Origin of the sequence: Microbacterium sp. CCH5-D1, assembly GCF_001557335.1 — a bacterium.
Lineage (GTDB): Bacteria > Actinomycetota > Actinomycetes > Actinomycetales > Microbacteriaceae > Microbacterium > Microbacterium oxydans.
This window is the reverse complement of the sequence record NZ_LSJW01000092.1, coordinates 1-16,196: the sequence shown is the minus strand read 5'-3', so window position 1 is coordinate 16,196 and position 16,196 is coordinate 1. Positions and strand designations below refer to the sequence as shown.

Here is a 16,196-nt window from a genome sequence, read left to right as displayed (position 1 = left end):
GTCGTAGGCGGCGCGGCTCTCGACGGTGCCGACCAGCTCCCACGCGCGCTGCACCTGGATGAAGACCGCGGCGTCGCCGCCGGTGTCCGGATGCGTCTGGCGCAACCTCAGACGATAGGCACGGCGCAACTCGACGTCATCGACGGTGGGGTCGACTTCGAGGATCTCGTAGGCCGAAGCCGAGAGCGGACTGTCGAACATCGCTCTCCCTCCGCGGCCGCGGCATCCAGGATATCCGCCGCTCCTTGTGGGTTGGCCGATCCGACAAGCCTCAGACGGGCACGTCGACGATGCGCTCCACCCCGAGGACCGGGGTGATCGAGCCGGCGGATGCCGCGGCCAGGTCATCGGCCAGGCGGGGGAGCTCTTCTTCGGGCGCCCACAGTTCGAGCGTGGCCATCGCCGCGTATGCGGGGTCGCCGAGCGTCGCGCCGTGATGCGTCGCCCATTCGCGCAGCAGATTGTCGTAGCGCCCCGCCTCGGCGTGCGGCACCTCGAGCGTGACCTGTCGGAGGGCCGCTCGCCGCACGAGCGAGGCCAGATCGAGCGCCTCGGACACGGCGGAGGAGTAGGCACGCACCAGGCCGCCCGCGCCGAGTTTCACGCCGCCGAAGTAGCGGGTCACCACTGCGACCACATCGGTCAGGTCGCGCCGCCGCAGCACTTCGAGCATCGGGATGCCCGCGGTCCCCGACGGCTCACCGTCATCAGAGGACCGCGCCTGATCGCCGAGCAGTCCGGTCACCATCGCGGTGCAGTTGTGGTTGGCGTCCCACGCCCGCTTGCGGATGCCGGCGATCACGGTCTCGGCCTGCTCGACAGAAGCCACGGGCTCGATGCGGGTCAGGAAGCGCGACTTGCGGATGACGATCTCGTGCTCGACAGCGGTCGCGATGGTCGCGGGGTAGCTGCGGGCCGAGGTCACCCGCTTCACGATACCGAGGCCGCACGTCGGTCAACGGTCGACGAACGCCATCTGCTGCGGGTTGTAGCGGTCGCCACTCACCCCGATGCGCGTCGCGAGGGTCGAGAGGTCGGCGACCTCGTCGGCCGAGAGCGCGACGGCCGTGCTCCCGGCGTTCTCCGCGATACGCGCGGTGCGCCTTGTGCCGGGGATCGGCACGATCCACGGCTGCTGGGCGAGCAGCCAGGCCAGCGCGATCTGCCCGGGGGTGGCCTCCTTCGCCGCGGCCAGCTCGGCCACGTGCGCCACGAGCGCCTGGTTCGCCGCCCGGTTCTCGGCCGTGAACCGCGGGATCGTGGCGCGGATGTCCCCGGCGGCGAAGTCGGCCGCGGTGTCGACGGTGCCGGTCAGGAATCCCTTGCCGAGCGGGCTGAAGGGTACGAAACCGATGCCCAGTTCGGCGAGCACCGGCAGGATCTCGGCCTCGGGGTCACGGGTCCACAGCGAGTATTCGCTCTGCAGTGCGGTCACGGGGTGCACGGCGTGGGCGCGGCGGATGGTGTCCGCCGACGCCTCGGAGAGCCCGAAGTGGCGCACCTTGCCTTCCGCGATCAGCTCGCCGACGGTCCCGGCCACGTCCTCGATCGGCACCTCGGGGTCGACGCGGTGCTGGTAGAACAGATCGATCACATCGGTGCGCAGACTCCGCAGCGAGGCCTCGGCCACCCGCCGTATCTGCTCGGGACGGCTGTTCAATCCGACACTCTTGCCGGACTCGATGTCCCACCCGAACTTGGTCGCGAGCACGACGCGATCCCGCAGGGGTTCGAGCGCCTCGCCCACCAGCTCTTCGTTCACGTACGGGCCGTACACCTCGGCCGTATCGAAGAAGTCGACGCCGTGATCGAGTGCCGACCGCAGCACGGCGATCATGTCGTCGCGGCTGCCCGGGTTGGGTCCGTAGCTCTGCGACATGCCCATGCAGCCGAGGCCGACCGCCGAGACCTGCAGGCCCTGTCCGAGAGTACGCGTGTGCATGGGGTGGTCCTTTCCTCGTGGGCGCAGACGGATCGGCGGCGCTGGACCCGACGTTACGCGCGGGCACGATCGCGAGGGAGTCCCTGACAGAACCCCGCTGACCGGAACCCCCTTCCAGGTGTGGGCGGATCCATCGAACGGTGGAGAGGGGTGTCAGCCCCCTGTCCGATCCCCGCGACGGAGGCGGCGGCTGGACTGGATGCATGCTCCGCACCCTCCGTTCCCTTCCCCTGTGGCTCACCTCGCGGCGCGGCGGGTGGATCTCCCTGCTCGTCGCGCTCGTCGCGTTCACCGCTCTGCTCGGCGCGCTGGGTCGGGCATCGCTCCCCGCGGGAAACGATGTGGCTCCGCCGGACTCCGAATCCGCGCGGGCGGCCGTGCTCGCCGCGGGCTTCGAAGATGCGGACGAGGGCACCGTGCTCCTGGTCGCGACCAGAGACGACGGTGCGCAGCTCGGCGATGCCGACCTCGACGCCCTCTCCGATCTCGCGGCGGACGTCCGAGCCGAGACCGGGCGCGAGCCGCACGGACCGATCGTCAGCGACGACGGAGAGGCCGCGGCGATCCAGGCGACGCTGACCCTGGAAGACGACGATGCCGCCGCGGACGCCGTGCGCGATCTGCGCGGCACCGTGACGCAGCATCCGATCGACGGGGTGAGCGTAGAGGTCACCGGCGGACCGGCGTTCGGTGTGGACGTCGCCTCGGCGTTCGACGGAGCCGACTTCACGCTGTTGATGGTGACCCTCGGGATCGTGGCGCTGCTGCTCATCGTCACGTACCGCTCGCCTGTGCTGTGGATGGTCCCCCTGGTGGTGGTCGCGCTCGCCGATCAGCTGGCGAACAAGGCGACGGCGGCGGTCGGGGCGGGTCTCGGACTGCAGTTCGACTCCGGCATCGTGAGTGTTCTCGTCTTCGGCGCCGGCACGAACTACGCCCTCCTGCTGATCTCGCGCTATCGCGAGGAGCTCGCGCGCGAGACCGACCACCGCCGTGCCCTCGTGGGCGCATGGCGGGCCACTGCACCGGCGATCGTCGCCTCGAACGTGACCGTGGTCCTCGCTCTGTCGACCCTGACCCTTGCGGTGATCCCCGGTACACGCGGGCTCGGTATCGCGTCGGCCGTGGGACTCCTGATCGCGCTCGCCGCCGTGCTGCTGGTGCTGCCACCCGCGCTCGCCGTATGCGGGCGGCGCCTCTTCTGGCCGTTCGCGCCGCGGGTGGGCGACGCCGCCGTGACGGGTCGTGTGTGGGGTGCGGTGGCGCAGCGCGTCTCCCTGCGCCCGTGGGTGCCCCTGGTCGGTGCGCTCGCGTTGCTCGGCGTCTTCGCGGGTGGTCTCGCGGGGGCCTCGGTCGGGCTCACGCAAGTCGAGAAGTTCCGTGTCGCTTCCGAGTCGGCGGCGGGTCTCACAGCGCTCGGCGAGCACTTCCCCGCGGGAGAGGCCCAGCCGATGATCGTGATCGGCGATGTGGCGGACACCGATGCGCTGACCGCGGCGATCGGCGATGTGCCCGGGGTGCTCCGGGTGTCGACGACGGGGGAGAGCACCGACGGCGCGCTCGTCCGGCTGCTCGTCGTGGGACAACCCGCGCCGGGAACGCCCGAGAGCCTCGACCTGGTCGGGGCAGTGCGAGAGGCCGCGCACGCCGTGCCCGGTGACGCCGTGGTCGGTGGCCCGGTGGCGGCCGACCTCGACGCCCGCGAGGGCAACCAGCACGACCTGCTCCTGATCGTTCCTCTCGTGCTCGCGGTCAGTCTGCTCGTGCTCATCGTGCTCCTGCGCTCCCTGGTGGCACCCGTGTTGCTGCTCGCGGTGAACATCCTCAGCGCGGTCGCCGCGATCGGTGCGGGCACCTGGCTGAGCCGAATCTTGTTCGGATGGGAGGCGCTGGACCTGCAGGTGCCGCTGCTCTCGTTCCTGTTCCTCGTGGCGCTGGGGATCGACTACACGATCTTCCTCGTCCACAGGACTCGCGTGGAGGCACGGACCGTCGGCACCCGTCAGGGGATGGTGCGCGCACTCACGGCGACGGGTGGCGTCATCACCAGTGCGGGCGTCGTGCTCGCCGCGGTGTTCGCCGCGCTCGGATTGCTGCCCCTGGTCACGCTCGGGCAGATCGGGCTCATCGTCGGCATCGGAGTGCTGGTCGACACCTTCGTGGTGCGCACACTGGTGGTTCCGGCGATCTTCGCGATCGTCGGCGAGCGGATGTGGTGGCCGGGAACTGCAGGGCGGAGAAGATCCCGCGCGGATCGAGGCGGAGAACGGCCGGACGGGGGAGAATACGAGCATGCCGCCGTCGCCAGCACCCGAGATGCGAGCTGAGTCGTCGCGGCCGGAGTCGTCGCGGCCGGAGCGCGCGGCAGGCTTCCGCGCTCCGCGCACGTGGGCGAGCCTGGTGGGGTCCATCCGGATCGGCCAGGCCGTCATCACCGTGGTGCTGCTCGTGGTCGGAGCCTGGCGCGCTGCGGCCGACGGCGTCCCGCTGCCGTGGGTGCTCGCCCTCTCGCTCGTCTTCCTCGGCTGGTACGGAGGAGGGTTGCTGCTCAGCGAGCGCACCTCCGACCGCCGTCTGGCGACGTGGTGGCTGCTCGGACTCACACTCATCTGGCTCGGCGCGGTCGTGGTGTCGCCGGAGTTCGTCTGGCTCGCGTTCCCCCTGTGGTTGCTCGCCGGGTTCGTGATGCGCCTGCGCTGGGCGCTGCTGCTCAGCGCGGCCGTCCTCGTCGTCGTGGTGACCGCTCCGCTGCTGCACACCGGCACCACGACCTATGCGAACGTGATCGGGCCTCTCGTCGGCGGAGTCTTCGCTCTGGGGATCTCCCGCGGATACCTCGAGCTCGTCCGCGATGGACGGGAGCGACGCCGACTGATCGCCTCGCTCGTGGCCACCCAGGAGGAGATGGCCGCGCTGCAGGACGAGCTGGCTCGCACCCAGCGCGAGTCGGGGGCGAGCGAGGAGCGCACCAGGGTGTCGCGCGACATCCACGACACCGTGGCGCAGAGCCTGTCGTCCATCGGGATGCTCACGCGGTCCGCCCTGGAGGCGGACGACCCGGCGCAGCGTACCCGTGCCCTCGAACAGATCGGTGCGCTCGCTGCGGAGGGGATGGCCGATGCGCGGCGCATCGTGAACGCCCTGATGCCGGCCGAGCTCGAATCCACCGCGCTCGGCGACGCCCTGGCCCGCATGCTCGAGCGCCTCGCCGAGGAGACCGGGATCGAGGCGACGCTGCACGCCGACGACGACCTGCCGTCGCTCGGCATCGACGCCGAGGTCGCCCTGTTGCGCACGGCGCAGTCGGCCCTCGCGAACGTCCGCTCCCACGCATCCGCGACCAGGGTCGTCGTCACCCTCGCGGACGCAGGCGACGCGGTGCGGCTCGACATCGTCGATGACGGGATCGGTTTCGACGCGCTGCAGTGGGACCGGCAGCGGGACGCGCAGCGTGGCGTCGGCAGCACGGGTGGTGGCTACGGTTTGCGTTCGATGCGCGCGCGCCTGCGGGAACTCGGCGGAGGGCTCGACGTGGAGAGCGCCCCGGGAGACGGCACCGCGCTCTCGGCGCACATCCCCCTCGGCGGCGCCGCTCAGGGGCGACGGAACGGAGGGGAGGGATGACCGCGGTGCGCGTGCTGCTCGTCGACGACCACCCCATCGTGCGGGCCGGCGTGCGCTCGCTGTTCGACCATCGCGATGACGTCGAGGTGGTGGGGGAAGCGGCATCCGGTGAGGAGGCCGTGGCCCTTGCGCGGCACCTGCATCCGGACGTCGTGCTGTGCGACCTGCGGCTCGGGGAGGGCATGGACGGCGTGCAGACGACCGCCGCCCTCCGCGCGCAGGAACCGGCGCCCGCGGTGCTGATCCTGACGACATTCGACCGCGATGCCGAGATCCTGGGAGCCATCGAGGCGGGAGCCGCGGGCTACCTCCTCAAGGATGTGGCGCCGGACGACATCGCGCGCGCGCTCCGCCAGGCGGCGTCGGGGGCGCTCGTGCTCACCCCCGAGCTCAGCGAAAGGGTGGTGCGGGTGATGCGTGCGCCGCGGGTGCGCCTGACCGACCGGGAGCTCGAGGTGCTGCGTCTGCTCGACACGGGGGCGTCCAACCGCGAGATCGCGAAGACCCTGTTCGTCACGGAGGCCACCGTGAAGACCCACCTCGTGCACGTGTTCGAGAAGCTCGGTGCCGACAGTCGCGCACGTGCCATCGCCATCGCGCACGACACCGGTCTGCTCTGAACCGTCTGTCTGCTCTGAGCCATCTGTCTGCTCTGAACGGCTGGGTCCTCTGAGCGGCTGGGTCTTTCGAACGGCTGCGCCCTCGACGGGCCCGTTCTCAACCGTTCGATGGATCCCCGGAACGGTCACCCCGGCGAGGCTGGGATCAGACCGAAAGAGTTCACCAAGATCAACGACTTCCCCGAGGGCGAGTCGACGCAGCTCGGCCTGGTGCACACGCACCTGCTCGTGCTCGGCTTCGTCGTCCTGCTGATCGTCCTGCTCCTCGAGAAAGCGTTCACGCTGTCCGAGAGCCGCCTGTTCGGCTGGTTCTTCTGGCTGTACAACGCGGGCCTCGTGCTCACGACGGCCATGATGATCTGGCACGGCAGCCTCACGGTGCTCGGCCAGGAGTCGAGCGGCATGATCGCCGGCATCGCAGGCCTCGGCCACATCCTCCTCAGCGCCGGCATGATCTTGCTGTTCCTCGCCCTCCGCAAGCGCCTGTTCGTCCCGAAGCCGGCCGTCGCCTGATTCGAAACGGGGAACCGTCAGTCCGCCTCCACCGAATCGTCGCGCAGGTGGGCGATGTGTGCCGCATGCCGCGCCAGGTGGTTCGGTGAGCGGCGCACGAACAGCCACGCCACGAACAGCACCACGAACCAGATCGGTGTCACGAGCAGCGCGGTCAACGTATCGGGCTGGGTCGTGAGCGCCCACAGGATGAACACGAAGAACGCCAGCACGACGTAGACCATGGACACGCCGCCGGGCAGCCGGAACGTCGATGCGGCGACCTTGTCCTTGCGCGTGCGCCGGTACACGAGGTAGCTGCACAGGAAGATCGTCCACACGAACATGAAGCACAGCGCCGAGACCGTGGTCACCATGTCGAAGGCCGTGCCGATGTCCTTGCCCGCATACAGCAGCACCACACCGGAGAGCAGCAGGATGCACGACAGGAACAGCGCGTTCTGCGGCACGCGGCGGCGGGAGAGGCGGGCGAACATGCGCGGGGCGTCGCCGTCCTGTGCGAGTCCGAACACCATGCGCGAGGTCGAGTAGATGCCGGAGTTGGCGCTCGACATGGCCGAGGTCAGCACCACGAGGTTCACGACGGTCGCGGCGATGCCCAGACCCGCGAGGGCGAACATCGCGATGAAGGGGCTCTCGCCTGCCACGTACTCGGTCCACGGGGTGACCGCCATCAGCACGATGAGCGCGCCCACGTAGAACAGCAGCACGCGGATCGGGATCGCGTTGATCGCCTTGGGGAGGTTGCGCTTCGGGTCCTTGGTCTCGGCCGCGGCGGTTCCCACGAGCTCGATGCCGACGAAGGCGAAAACGGCGATCTGGAACCCGGCGACGAAGCCCATGAATCCGTGCGGGAACATGCCGCCCTTGTCCCACAGGTTCGAGAAGCTCGCGGTGCCGGCGTCGTGCTGGAACCCGGTGAAGATCATCACGAGTCCGGTGACGATGAGCGCGACGATCGCGACGATCTTGATCAGCGCGAACCAGAACTCCATCTCGCCGAACGCGGCGACGGTGGGCAGGTTCAGGGCGAGCAGGATCACGATCACGAGGATGCCGGGGATCCACAGCGGGATTCCGGGGATGAGTGCGTCCGTGTAACCGGCGATCGCGATCACGTCGGCGACTCCGGTGACCACCCAGCAGAACCAGTAGGTCCAGCCGGTGAAGAACCCCGCCCACGGGCCGAGCAGATCGCTCGCGAAGTCGCTGAACGACTTGTACTTCAGGTTCGACAGCAGCAGTTCGCCCATCGCCCGCATGACGAAGAAGAGCATGAAGCCGATGATCATGTAGACGAAGATCACGGATGGGCCCGCGACCGAGATGGTCTTGCCGCTGCCCATGAACAGTCCGGTGCCGATGGCGCCGCCGATCGCGAGCAGTTGGATGTGGCGGTTGCTCAGTGCGCGCCGCAGGTGCTGTTCCTCTCCGTCCGCGGCGACATCGCGCTCGCGTCCGGTTTCCCCCGTGTACTGCTCGGTCACTTTCTTCCTCCGGTCGTCGTCGACTGCGTCGATCCGAAGGTACCCGTCGACCGCGCGATGCTCGGAATCGAGATCCGGTATTCCGTCGCGCCGAATCGATTCGATAGGCTTGTCGCACCCCCGATCAACCCCCCAGTTCTGCGAGCCGCTCCTTCATGGCCACCTCTCTCACCACGGGCCGCCCGTGGCGCGTCATCCTTGCCTTCTCCATCCCCCTTCTGCTCGGGAACGTGGTGCAGCAGCTGTACCAGTTCGCCGATGCCATCGTCGTCGGTCGGCACCTCGGCGTCACCTCCCTCGCGGCGGTCGGCGCGACCGGCAGCCTGCTGTTCCTGCTGCTCGGGTTCGCCTGGGGACTGACGAGCGGTTTCGCGATCCCGATCGCCCAGGCCTTCGGCGCGAGGGATGACGCGGCCGTGCGCCGTTCGGTCGCGACCGGTGTTCTGCTGAGCGTCATCACGAGTGTGATCCTGACGATCGGAGCGCCCCTCCTCGCCGGTCCGATCCTCGCGCTGCTGCAGACGCCGCCCGAGTTGATGGCCGAGGCCACGATCTTCACCCAGATCAGCTTCCTCGGCGCGAGCGCGACGATGTTCTTCAACTACCTCTCCGCGATCATCCGTGCGATCGGAGATTCCAAGACCCCGCTGGTGTTCCTCACCGTGTCGTGCGCCCTGAACGTCGGGCTCGTCGTCCTGATGGTCGGGCCGCTGGAGTGGGGTGTGGGCGGAGCCGCGCTCGCGACCGTGGTCGCCCAGGCGGTCTCGGTCGCCCTGTGCCTCGAGTTCGTGCGTCGTCGGCTGCCCATGCTCCACCTGCGCCGTGCGGACTGGCGGATCACCAGCGGTGACGTCGCTGAGCACCTGCGCCTCGGTCTGCCCATGGGATTCCAGGCGTCGATCATCGCGATCGGCACGCTGACCGTACAGGTCGCGCTCAACACCCTGGGGGCGGATGCGGTCGCGGCCTACACGACCGGATCCCGCGTCGACAGTCTCGCGGTGGCCCTGCTGTCATCGCTCGGACTCGCTGTCTCGATGTACGCCGCGCAGAACCACGGGGGTCGGCGTCCCGACCGCATCCGTCGCGGTGTGGTCGAGGCGACCTGGATGGCCGTCGTCGCCGGCTTGGTGCTCGGTGGACTGCTCATCGCCTTCGGTGCGCCGATGGTCCGTCTGTTCATCGGCGAGGGGTCGGACGACGTCGTCGACGAGGCGCATCGGATGCTCATCATCAACGGATGCGGGTACTGGGCGCTGGGCATGCTGTTCGTCCTGCGGGGAGCCCTGCAGGGACTCGGTCACACGCTCGTCCCCACGGTCACCGGCGTGATCGAGCTCGTGATGCGCGTGGGAGCGGCCATCGTGCTGGGCGCGTGGATCGGATTCGACGGAGTCGCCCTCAGCAACCCGCTCGCCTGGCTCGGCGCTATCGTCCTGCTCGTCCCCGCGTACGTCCGCGCGCACCGCGCCCTCGGTCGGCTGCCCATCGACCCGGCGGAGGCCACCGAGACCTCGGCCATCGCGATCGTCGGGCCGACCGACGGGTCGATGGTCGTGGACGCCGTGGTCACCCAGCCCGTCCGCGTCCTCCGCGCGCGCCGCCTGCGCTGGCCGCGCCGTCGCTGACGATCTCGTCGCTTTGTCCGCAGTGCACGGATATCCCTCTCCAGGATGATGCGGATCGCACTTGAGACGGATGCCCTCCCCGGGAGACACTTCTAATGTCGAATGAGTGGAGTAACCACTGACGGGGGGTCGTCATGACGACATTGAGAGTGGCCAGCGATCTGGCTGCGGTGATGGTGCCGATCGGTTACGTGGGTGCGGCGCTCGCCGCCATCTTCGCGATCGTCGCGGCGGTCGCCATCGTCCGGGGAGCCGGTGGGCTCGCCGGGGGCGCGGTGGGACTGTGGATCGTGGGAGCGCTGATGAGCTTCGCGGCGTCGTTCGCGCGCGACTGGACGCCGCTGATCCTGGCGGGCGGATCGCTCGTGGCGATGCTGATCGTCGGGAGCATCGTGCGTGCCATCGTCGACGCGGGCGGTGTCGGGCGCACCGACCGCACGGTCGAGGAGGCACTGCCGACCGCGATCCCGGCCTCGAAGGCTCCCCCCGCTCCGACGTCGAAGCCGGTGCTCACCAAGACCGGACCGGCGACGGCCTCGATCGCCATCGTCCGCTGAGCGCTCAGCGGTAGTCGCGGTCGCGGTGCTGTCCGCTCTCGTCGCCCGACTGCACCCGCTCCGCTTCGCGCGCCCTCAGCTCCACACGGCGGATCTTGCCCGAGATCGTCTTCGGCAGCTCGGGCACGAACTCGATGATCCGCACCCACAGATGCGATGACAGGCGCTCGTGCGCGTACGCGAAGATCGCACGCGCCGCCTCGGTCTCGGTGTTCGTGGAGTCCGGAGTAAGGCAGACGTAGGCCTTCGGCACGGCCAGGCGCGTGGGATCGGGGCTCGGGATCACGGCCGCCTCGACCACGAGCTCATGCTCGAGCAGCACCGACTCGAGCTCGAAGGGCGAGATCTTGTAGTCCGAGGCCTTGAACACGTCGTCGGAGCGACCCACGTAGGTGAGGTACCCCTCGTCGTCGCGCACGGCGATGTCGCCGGTGTGGTGGTAGCCGCCCGCCCGGGACTCCGCGGTCTTCTCAGGGTCGTCGTAGTACCCGGCCATGAGCCCGAGCGGCGGGTGCGCCAGGTCGAGCGCGATCTCGCCCTCTCCGTCGACGACCTCTCTTGTGACGGGGTCCAGCAGCACGACCGGGTACCCGGGCAGAGGTCGTCCCATGGACCCGACCTTGACGGTCTGCCCGGGAGAGTTCCCGATGCAGGCCGTCATCTCGGTCTGTCCGAAACCGTCGCGGATCGTTCCGCCCCAGGCTTCCCGCACCCTGTCGATGACTTCGGGGTTCAGGGGTTCTCCCGCGCCCACGAGCTCGCGTGGCGGGTGCGTCAGGCGGGCGAGGTCGGCCTGGATCAGCATGCGCCACACCGTCGGCGGCGCGCAGAAGGTCGACACGTGATGGGTGTCCATCACCTGCATGAGGGTGTTCGCGTCGAAGCGGGCGTAGTTGTAGACGAAGACGGTCGCCTCGGCGAGGAACGGCGAGTAGAAGCTCGACCAGGCATGCTTGGCCCACCCCGGCGACGAGATGTTCAGGTGCACGTCGTCGGGGCGCACGCCGAGCCACCACATGGTCGACAGGTGTCCGATCGGGTACGAGGCGTGCGTGTGCTGCACGAGCTTGGGCCGGTTGGTGGTGCCGGAGGTGAAGTAGAGCAGTGCCGTGTCGGATGACGGGGTGGGGCCGTCGGGTTCGAAGCTCGTGGGCGCCGCTGCGGCGTCGTCGAAGGGCGCCCATCCGGACGGCAGGTCAGCGCCCACGCCGATGCGCAGGATGCCGGGGTCGATGCCGGTGAGGCGGTCGGCGAGCGTTCCGAGCGTGACGACAGCTCGTGCGCGCCCGTGATCGACGCGGTAGGCGAGATCCGCCGCGGACAGGAGCGTGGATGTCGGGATCGAGACGGCTCCGACCTTCGTGATCGCCAGCATCACCTCCCACAGCTCGATCGTGTTGTTCAGCATGACGATCACGTGGTCGCCGCGGCGGATACCGATGCGGGTGAGCCAGGCGGCCACCTGGTCGGAGCGCGTCGAGAGCTCTCCGTAAGTCCAGGAGTGCAGGCTCAGATCGGCCTCCACGATCTGCACGGCCGGTCGGTCGGGCTTCTCGCCGGCGATGACGTCGAACCACTCGAGCGCGAAGTTGAACTCGTCGACCTCGGGCCAGACGAATCCCTCTCGCGCCGCGGCGTAGTCGGTCGCGTTCGTGAAGAGGAAGTCCCGCATCTCCCGGATGGTGTGCGTGGCGGCGGTGGCGCTGCGGCTCATGGTGCTCCCTTGCTCCTTGCTGGCGTGCACTCCATCCTGGCCCATGGGTCGGTGCCAGGAGAACGGTCAGCCAAGGAGAGCGGTCAGGGGGAGAGGACCCCCGGTCCGTCGCGGAGCTCGAAGACGAGCTGGGTCTCGGTGCCGCGGACGACGGGGTGGATCGTGATGTGCTCGAGCACGATGTCGCGCAGTGCCGTCGCGTCCTGCACGGCGACGTGCACCAGGAAGTCGTCGACACCGGCGACGTGGAACACCTGCAGGACACGAGGGATGCCGGCGAGCGCGTCGAAGAGCGCTGTGACCTTGGCTCCGGTGTGGTTGGCGAGGCGCACCTTGATGATCGCCTGCAGGGGGAAGCCGAGAGCCGCCCCGTCGACGCGGATACGGGTGTCGCGGATCACACCGCGCTCGCGCAGTGCCCGCACCCGATGCGCGCACGTGGATTCGGCGAGACCGAGCCGATGCGCGAGCGCCTTGTTGGTGGTCTCGGCGTCGCGGGTCAGCACCGCGAGCAGCTCGAGGTCGATCTCGTCGAGTTGTGCTTTCGCCAACGTGAGGCCTCCTCGCCTGCGGGACATTGCACACAATAGCGTTCCGGTTCCTCGATTCGGCGTGCTCTGTCGAATTCCTGCGCTTCTGCCGTGATTCCGGCAACGTGGAGTCATGACTGCACCGCTGCATCCCGATACCGTCGCCGTCCACAGCGGGCGCTCCGATCTGGAGGGTCTCGGGGTGCATGCGCTGCCGATCGACCTGTCGACGACCAATCCGCTGCCCGACATCGAGCGCGGTGGCGACTCGTACGAGGCCATGGCGACGGGCGGTCGTCCCCCGGCCGACGGCAGCATGGTCTACGCGCGGCTGTGGAACCCGACGGTGGCTCGGTTCGAAGAGGCGCTCGCCGAGCTCGAGCGCGCCGACGCCTCCGTGGCCTTCGCCTCTGGCATGGCCGCGATGACGGCGGTGATCCTCGCTCACACCGGAGCCACCGGCGCGCGGCACGTCGTCGCGGTGCGTCCGCTCTACGGCGGCACCGACCATCTGCTCGGCTCCGGGCTGCTCGGTGTCGAGGCCACCTATTGCCACCCCGACGAAGTGGCGGCGACCATGCGCCCCGACACCGGCCTGGTCGTGGTGGAGACGCCGGCGAACCCCACCCTCGACATCGCCGACATCGCCGACGTGGTGCGGCAGGCGGGCGCGGTCCCGGTCGTGGTCGACAACACGTTCGCGACCCCTGTGCTGCAGAACCCCATCGATCTGGGGGCCGCGATGTCACTGCACAGCGCCACGAAGTACCTCGGCGGCCACGGCGATGTGATCGCCGGCGTGGTCGCCTGCAGCGAGGAGACCGCGGAGGCGCTGCGCCGCGTGCGGGCCGTGACCGGCGGGCTGCTGCATCCGCTCGGGGCCTATCTGCTGCACCGGGGTCTCACCACGCTGCCGGTGCGGGTGCGGCACCAGCAGGAGAGCGCGCGTCGGATCGTGCAGTGGCTGAGCGACCGGCCCGAGGTGGCGGAGGTGTTCTATCCGGGACTCGACGGCGACCCGCGCGGCATCCTGCAGCGGCAGATGCGTGGCACCGGCGCGATGATCGCGATGCGCATGCGCGGCGGGTTCGCCGCGGCCTCCGCCGTCACGACGGCGACCGCATTGTTCACGCACGCGGTCTCGCTCGGCGGTGTGGATTCGCTGATCCAGCATCCGGCGGCGCTCACCCATCGGCCGGTGCCGCCCGAGGCCCGTCCGGCAGCCGACGTGCTGCGGTTGTCGATCGGGTTGGAGGACGTCGACGACCTGATCTCCGATCTCGCCCAGGCCTTTGCGGCCGTACCGGCCTTCGATGATGAAGCGCCGCTCACCGACCGGGTCACCTCCTCGCGCGACGCACACCGGGGGGCAGTGCGCGCCTGAGGGGGTGACTCAGCGCCCGCGAACCCGTCGGCTCGGCGCCGCATCGGCCGTGACTCACGGCGAGGGGAGGCGGATCGTCCCGGTCGCGAGGTGCTCCGTCGGCATCCGGTCGCGGTCGTAGGTGATCTCGTCGTACCCGTGCGGGGTCGGCACTCCGTCGTCGTCGAGGCTCACGAACACGATCTTGTCGATCGTGAGGATGCGCTTGCGCGTGATCATGTTCCTCGCCACCGCGCGCATGGTCAGCGACGTGGTGCCGAAATGCGTCGCCTGCAGGCCGATCTCGATCAGGTCGCCCTGCACGGCCGAGGCCTCGAAGTTGATCTCCGAGATGTGCTTGGTGACGGCGCGATAGTTGCCCAGCTGCACGATCGCGTAGATCGCCGCTTCCTCGTCTATCCACTTCAACAGACTCCCGCCGAACAGGGAGCCGTTCGCGTTCAGGTCCTCGGGGCGCACCCATTTGCGGGTGCGGAAGTTGAGTCCGTCCTCCGACCACTGCCACGCCGGTGCCTTCTTCTTCGCCATGCGCACGAGGCTAGGCGGCGCGTGAGTCGGAGATGTTACGGCCCGTTTTCGCGGAGGACACGGCCGTCGGCCACGTCCCTTTGTGCATACCTCACAAGAAACTCAGTGTCATGAGCGCTGGAACTTGGTTTCGAGCGGCAAATCCGTCACTCGCGCCTCGGCGCAGCCATACAGTCACCGGTGGCAACGACGCCACTGACCCCCGGGAGTCCTCGATGACGAGTACCACGCCCCATTCGCACGGAATCGGCATGCGCATCGCCGTCATCGTGCTCAGCCTGCTGCTGGCCGCCATGGTGGTCCTGTTCTTGGTGACCACCGGCAAGATCGCCGCCGGTGCCTCCGAACTCGCCGACGGCACGACATCGGCCAAGGATGGTTCGGCCGATCTGGCAGCCGGCGCTGCAGACCTCTCCACGGGCGCATCACGCCTGGCCGAGGGCACCCAGGAGCTCGCAGCGGGAGCCGCCAGCGCGCAGGAAGGATCGCAGAAGCTGAGCGACGGTGCCACGACCGCAGCGACCGGCGCGACGACCCTGGCCGAGGGGGCGAACAGCCTCGCCGCCGGCGCGTCGACCGCCGTGGTCGGTGCGGGCAAGGTCAGCGGGGGTGCGCAGACGGCGCTCGCCGGAGCGCAGGAGCTCGCGACGAAGATGGCGCAGGCGGATGCCGGTGCGCAGACCCTCTCTTCCGGGATGTCCACCCTCGCCGCCGGTGTGAACGGCGCGCACGCGTATGCGAACGGCGTGCTCGTCGGCGCGACGCAGCTCAGCGACACCCTCGGAACCAAGGTGAACGCCGACGTGGTGGCTCTCGCGCAGCCGGGTGCGAAGACGCTTCTCCAGGGCGTCGCGGCCACGGCGCCCGGCCACTCGCAGCAGCTCGCCGACGCCCTCGCGGGGATGCTCGCCGCCGACCCGGAGAACCCGCAGCTGAAGGCTCTCGCCGCTCTCGCCGCCGGAGTCGACCAGGAGGTCGATGCGATGGCTCCCGTCGCGGCCAAGGGCTCCGACCTCGCGCAGGGACTCGTCGCGGCCGCTGCCGGATCGGCTCAGGTGACGGGTGGCGTGAATGCGCTCATCAGCGGTGACGCCGCCCGCCAGTGGCCAGGCACCGCAGCACTCGTCGCTCCCCAGGGGGTGCCCGCTCTGGTCGCCGGCGCCCAGGCTCTGCACTCCGGCACGACGCAGCTCTCGGCAGGCGCATCGAGGCTCGCCGCGGGCCTGCAGACCCTCTCGACCGGGGCATCCGCCCTCTACTCGGGAACGGCGAACCTCAGCGCAGGCGCGACTCGCCTGAACGACGGCGCGAACACGCTCGCCACCGGCGTCGGGACGCTGCAGACCGGTGCGGGCGACCTGAACGTCGGGATCGAGAAGCTCTCCGCTGGCGCCACCACCGTCGCGGACGGCTCGGGCGAGCTCGCGGCCGGCGGCGACAAGCTCGAGGCCGGTGCTGCCGACCTCGCCGCGGGCAACGGCCTGATCGCGGACGGGTCCGGCACGCTCGCCACCGCGACGGCCGGGGCTGCCCCGTCCATGACGCCGTGGGGCCTCGGCATCGCCCTCGCCGGGCTGATCGCGATCGGCTTCTGGGTCGGTCACCGCGTCTCCCATCGACGCGCGCTGGCCCTGGCGGTCTGACTCCCCGACCCCGCCCGGCCCCACCC

Annotated in this window: 15 protein-coding genes; 8 read left to right on the top strand and 7 right to left on the bottom strand. The window is 69.6% G+C overall.

Annotation, left to right across the window (positions count from 1 at the left end; genetic code table 11):
- The 3 genes from AX744_RS06375 to AX744_RS06365 form a co-directional block, all read right to left on the bottom strand.
- A partial coding sequence (locus AX744_RS06375; RefSeq protein WP_157543531.1) for a DnaJ domain-containing protein occupies positions 1–201 on the bottom strand: 201 nt, incomplete at its 3' end.
- 70 nt (positions 202–271) lie between these two features.
- Positions 272–925 (bottom strand): IMPACT family protein, encoded by a 654-nt coding sequence (locus AX744_RS06370; RefSeq protein WP_061015897.1) that lies wholly within the window; start codon positions 923–925, stop codon positions 272–274.
- A 30-nt stretch (positions 926–955) separates the two neighbouring features.
- Positions 956–1,942, bottom strand: a complete 987-nt coding sequence (locus AX744_RS06365) for an aldo/keto reductase (protein WP_061015895.1) — start codon at positions 1,940–1,942, stop codon at positions 956–958.
- Between the two features lie 203 nt (positions 1,943–2,145).
- Between AX744_RS06365 and AX744_RS06360 the strand changes: the two genes are divergently transcribed.
- The 4 genes from AX744_RS06360 to AX744_RS06345 all read left to right on the top strand — a co-directional run bounded on the left by AX744_RS06360 (position 2,146) and on the right by AX744_RS06345 (position 6,699).
- Positions 2,146–4,269 (top strand): MMPL family transporter, encoded by a 2,124-nt coding sequence (locus AX744_RS06360; RefSeq protein ID WP_061015892.1) that lies wholly within the window; start codon positions 2,146–2,148, stop codon positions 4,267–4,269.
- Positions 4,235–5,566 (top strand): sensor histidine kinase, encoded by a 1,332-nt coding sequence (locus AX744_RS06355; RefSeq protein ID WP_082738428.1) that lies wholly within the window; start codon positions 4,235–4,237, stop codon positions 5,564–5,566. The genes AX744_RS06360 and AX744_RS06355 overlap by 35 nt, the downstream gene beginning before the upstream one ends.
- Positions 5,563–6,186, top strand: a complete 624-nt coding sequence (locus tag AX744_RS06350) for a response regulator (protein ID WP_061015891.1) — start codon at positions 5,563–5,565, stop codon at positions 6,184–6,186. Before AX744_RS06355 ends, AX744_RS06350 begins: the two co-directional genes overlap by 4 nt.
- 108 nt (positions 6,187–6,294) lie before the next feature.
- Positions 6,295–6,699: a DUF2871 domain-containing protein gene (locus AX744_RS06345; protein ID WP_061015890.1), complete on the top strand. Its 405-nt coding sequence runs from the start codon at positions 6,295–6,297 to the stop codon at positions 6,697–6,699.
- Positions 6,700–6,716: 17 nt separating this feature from the next.
- On the opposite strand, the gene cycA is transcribed toward AX744_RS06345, so the two are convergent.
- The gene (gene cycA, locus AX744_RS06340; protein ID WP_061015889.1) at positions 6,717–8,186 is read right to left on the bottom strand and encodes a D-serine/D-alanine/glycine transporter; all 1,470 of its coding nucleotides are present in this window, start codon (positions 8,184–8,186) and stop codon (positions 6,717–6,719) included.
- Between the two features lie 155 nt (positions 8,187–8,341).
- On the opposite strand from cycA, the gene AX744_RS06335 reads away from it, so the two are divergent.
- A complete protein-coding gene (locus tag AX744_RS06335) occupies positions 8,342–9,814 on the top strand; it encodes an MATE family efflux transporter (RefSeq protein WP_061015887.1) in 1,473 nt (490 codons plus the stop codon).
- 134 nt (positions 9,815–9,948) lie between these two features.
- Complete coding sequence (locus AX744_RS06330) at positions 9,949–10,371, top strand: hypothetical protein (protein WP_127012806.1); 423 nt, start codon at positions 9,949–9,951, stop codon at positions 10,369–10,371.
- Between the two features lie 4 nt (positions 10,372–10,375).
- Here AX744_RS06330 and AX744_RS06325 read toward each other — a convergent pair whose 3' ends face one another.
- Positions 10,376–12,085 (bottom strand): AMP-binding protein, encoded by a 1,710-nt coding sequence (locus AX744_RS06325; RefSeq protein ID WP_061015885.1) that lies wholly within the window; start codon positions 12,083–12,085, stop codon positions 10,376–10,378.
- A gap of 83 nt (positions 12,086–12,168) precedes the next feature.
- Positions 12,169–12,636 carry an Lrp/AsnC family transcriptional regulator gene (locus tag AX744_RS06320; RefSeq protein ID WP_052748772.1) on the bottom strand — a complete coding sequence of 156 codons (468 nt, stop codon included), beginning with the start codon at positions 12,634–12,636 and terminating at the stop codon, positions 12,169–12,171.
- Between the two features lie 112 nt (positions 12,637–12,748).
- On the opposite strand from AX744_RS06320, the gene AX744_RS06315 reads away from it, so the two are divergent.
- Positions 12,749–13,999: a trans-sulfuration enzyme family protein gene (locus AX744_RS06315; RefSeq protein ID WP_061015883.1), complete on the top strand. Its 1,251-nt coding sequence runs from the start codon at positions 12,749–12,751 to the stop codon at positions 13,997–13,999.
- Between the two features lie 54 nt (positions 14,000–14,053).
- Here AX744_RS06315 and AX744_RS06310 read toward each other — a convergent pair whose 3' ends face one another.
- On the bottom strand, positions 14,054–14,527 hold the full coding sequence (locus AX744_RS06310; RefSeq protein ID WP_061015881.1) for an acyl-CoA thioesterase: 474 nt from the start codon (positions 14,525–14,527) through the stop codon (positions 14,054–14,056).
- A 215-nt stretch (positions 14,528–14,742) separates the two neighbouring features.
- Between AX744_RS06310 and AX744_RS06305 the strand changes: the two genes are divergently transcribed.
- Positions 14,743–16,170, top strand: coding sequence for a hypothetical protein (locus tag AX744_RS06305; protein WP_197429164.1), 1,428 nt, complete (start codon positions 14,743–14,745; stop codon positions 16,168–16,170).
- Positions 16,171–16,196: the final 26 nt, after the last annotated feature.

What these genes read in the sequence shown, in the direction of transcription:
- AX744_RS06365 (WP_061015895.1), bottom strand. Translation starts at nt 1,942, where the DNA reads ATGCACACGCGTACTCTCGGACAGGGCCTGCAGGTCTCGGCGGTCGGC.
- AX744_RS06310 (WP_061015881.1), bottom strand. Translation starts at nt 14,527, where the DNA reads ATGGCGAAGAAGAAGGCACCGGCGTGGCAGTGGTCGGAGGACGGACTC.
- AX744_RS06360 (WP_061015892.1), top strand. Translation starts at nt 2,146, where the DNA reads ATGCTCCGCACCCTCCGTTCCCTTCCCCTGTGGCTCACCTCGCGGCGC.
- AX744_RS06315 (WP_061015883.1), top strand. Translation starts at nt 12,749, where the DNA reads ATGACTGCACCGCTGCATCCCGATACCGTCGCCGTCCACAGCGGGCGC.
- AX744_RS06355 (WP_082738428.1), top strand. Translation starts at nt 4,235, where the DNA reads ATGCCGCCGTCGCCAGCACCCGAGATGCGAGCTGAGTCGTCGCGGCCG.
- AX744_RS06335 (WP_061015887.1), top strand. Translation starts at nt 8,342, where the DNA reads ATGGCCACCTCTCTCACCACGGGCCGCCCGTGGCGCGTCATCCTTGCC.
- AX744_RS06305 (WP_197429164.1), top strand. Translation starts at nt 14,743, where the DNA reads ATGACGAGTACCACGCCCCATTCGCACGGAATCGGCATGCGCATCGCC.
- AX744_RS06345 (WP_061015890.1), top strand. Translation starts at nt 6,295, where the DNA reads ATGGATCCCCGGAACGGTCACCCCGGCGAGGCTGGGATCAGACCGAAA.
- AX744_RS06350 (WP_061015891.1), top strand. Translation starts at nt 5,563, where the DNA reads ATGACCGCGGTGCGCGTGCTGCTCGTCGACGACCACCCCATCGTGCGG.
- AX744_RS06330 (WP_127012806.1), top strand. Translation starts at nt 9,949, where the DNA reads ATGACGACATTGAGAGTGGCCAGCGATCTGGCTGCGGTGATGGTGCCG.
- AX744_RS06325 (WP_061015885.1), bottom strand. Translation starts at nt 12,085, where the DNA reads ATGAGCCGCAGCGCCACCGCCGCCACGCACACCATCCGGGAGATGCGG.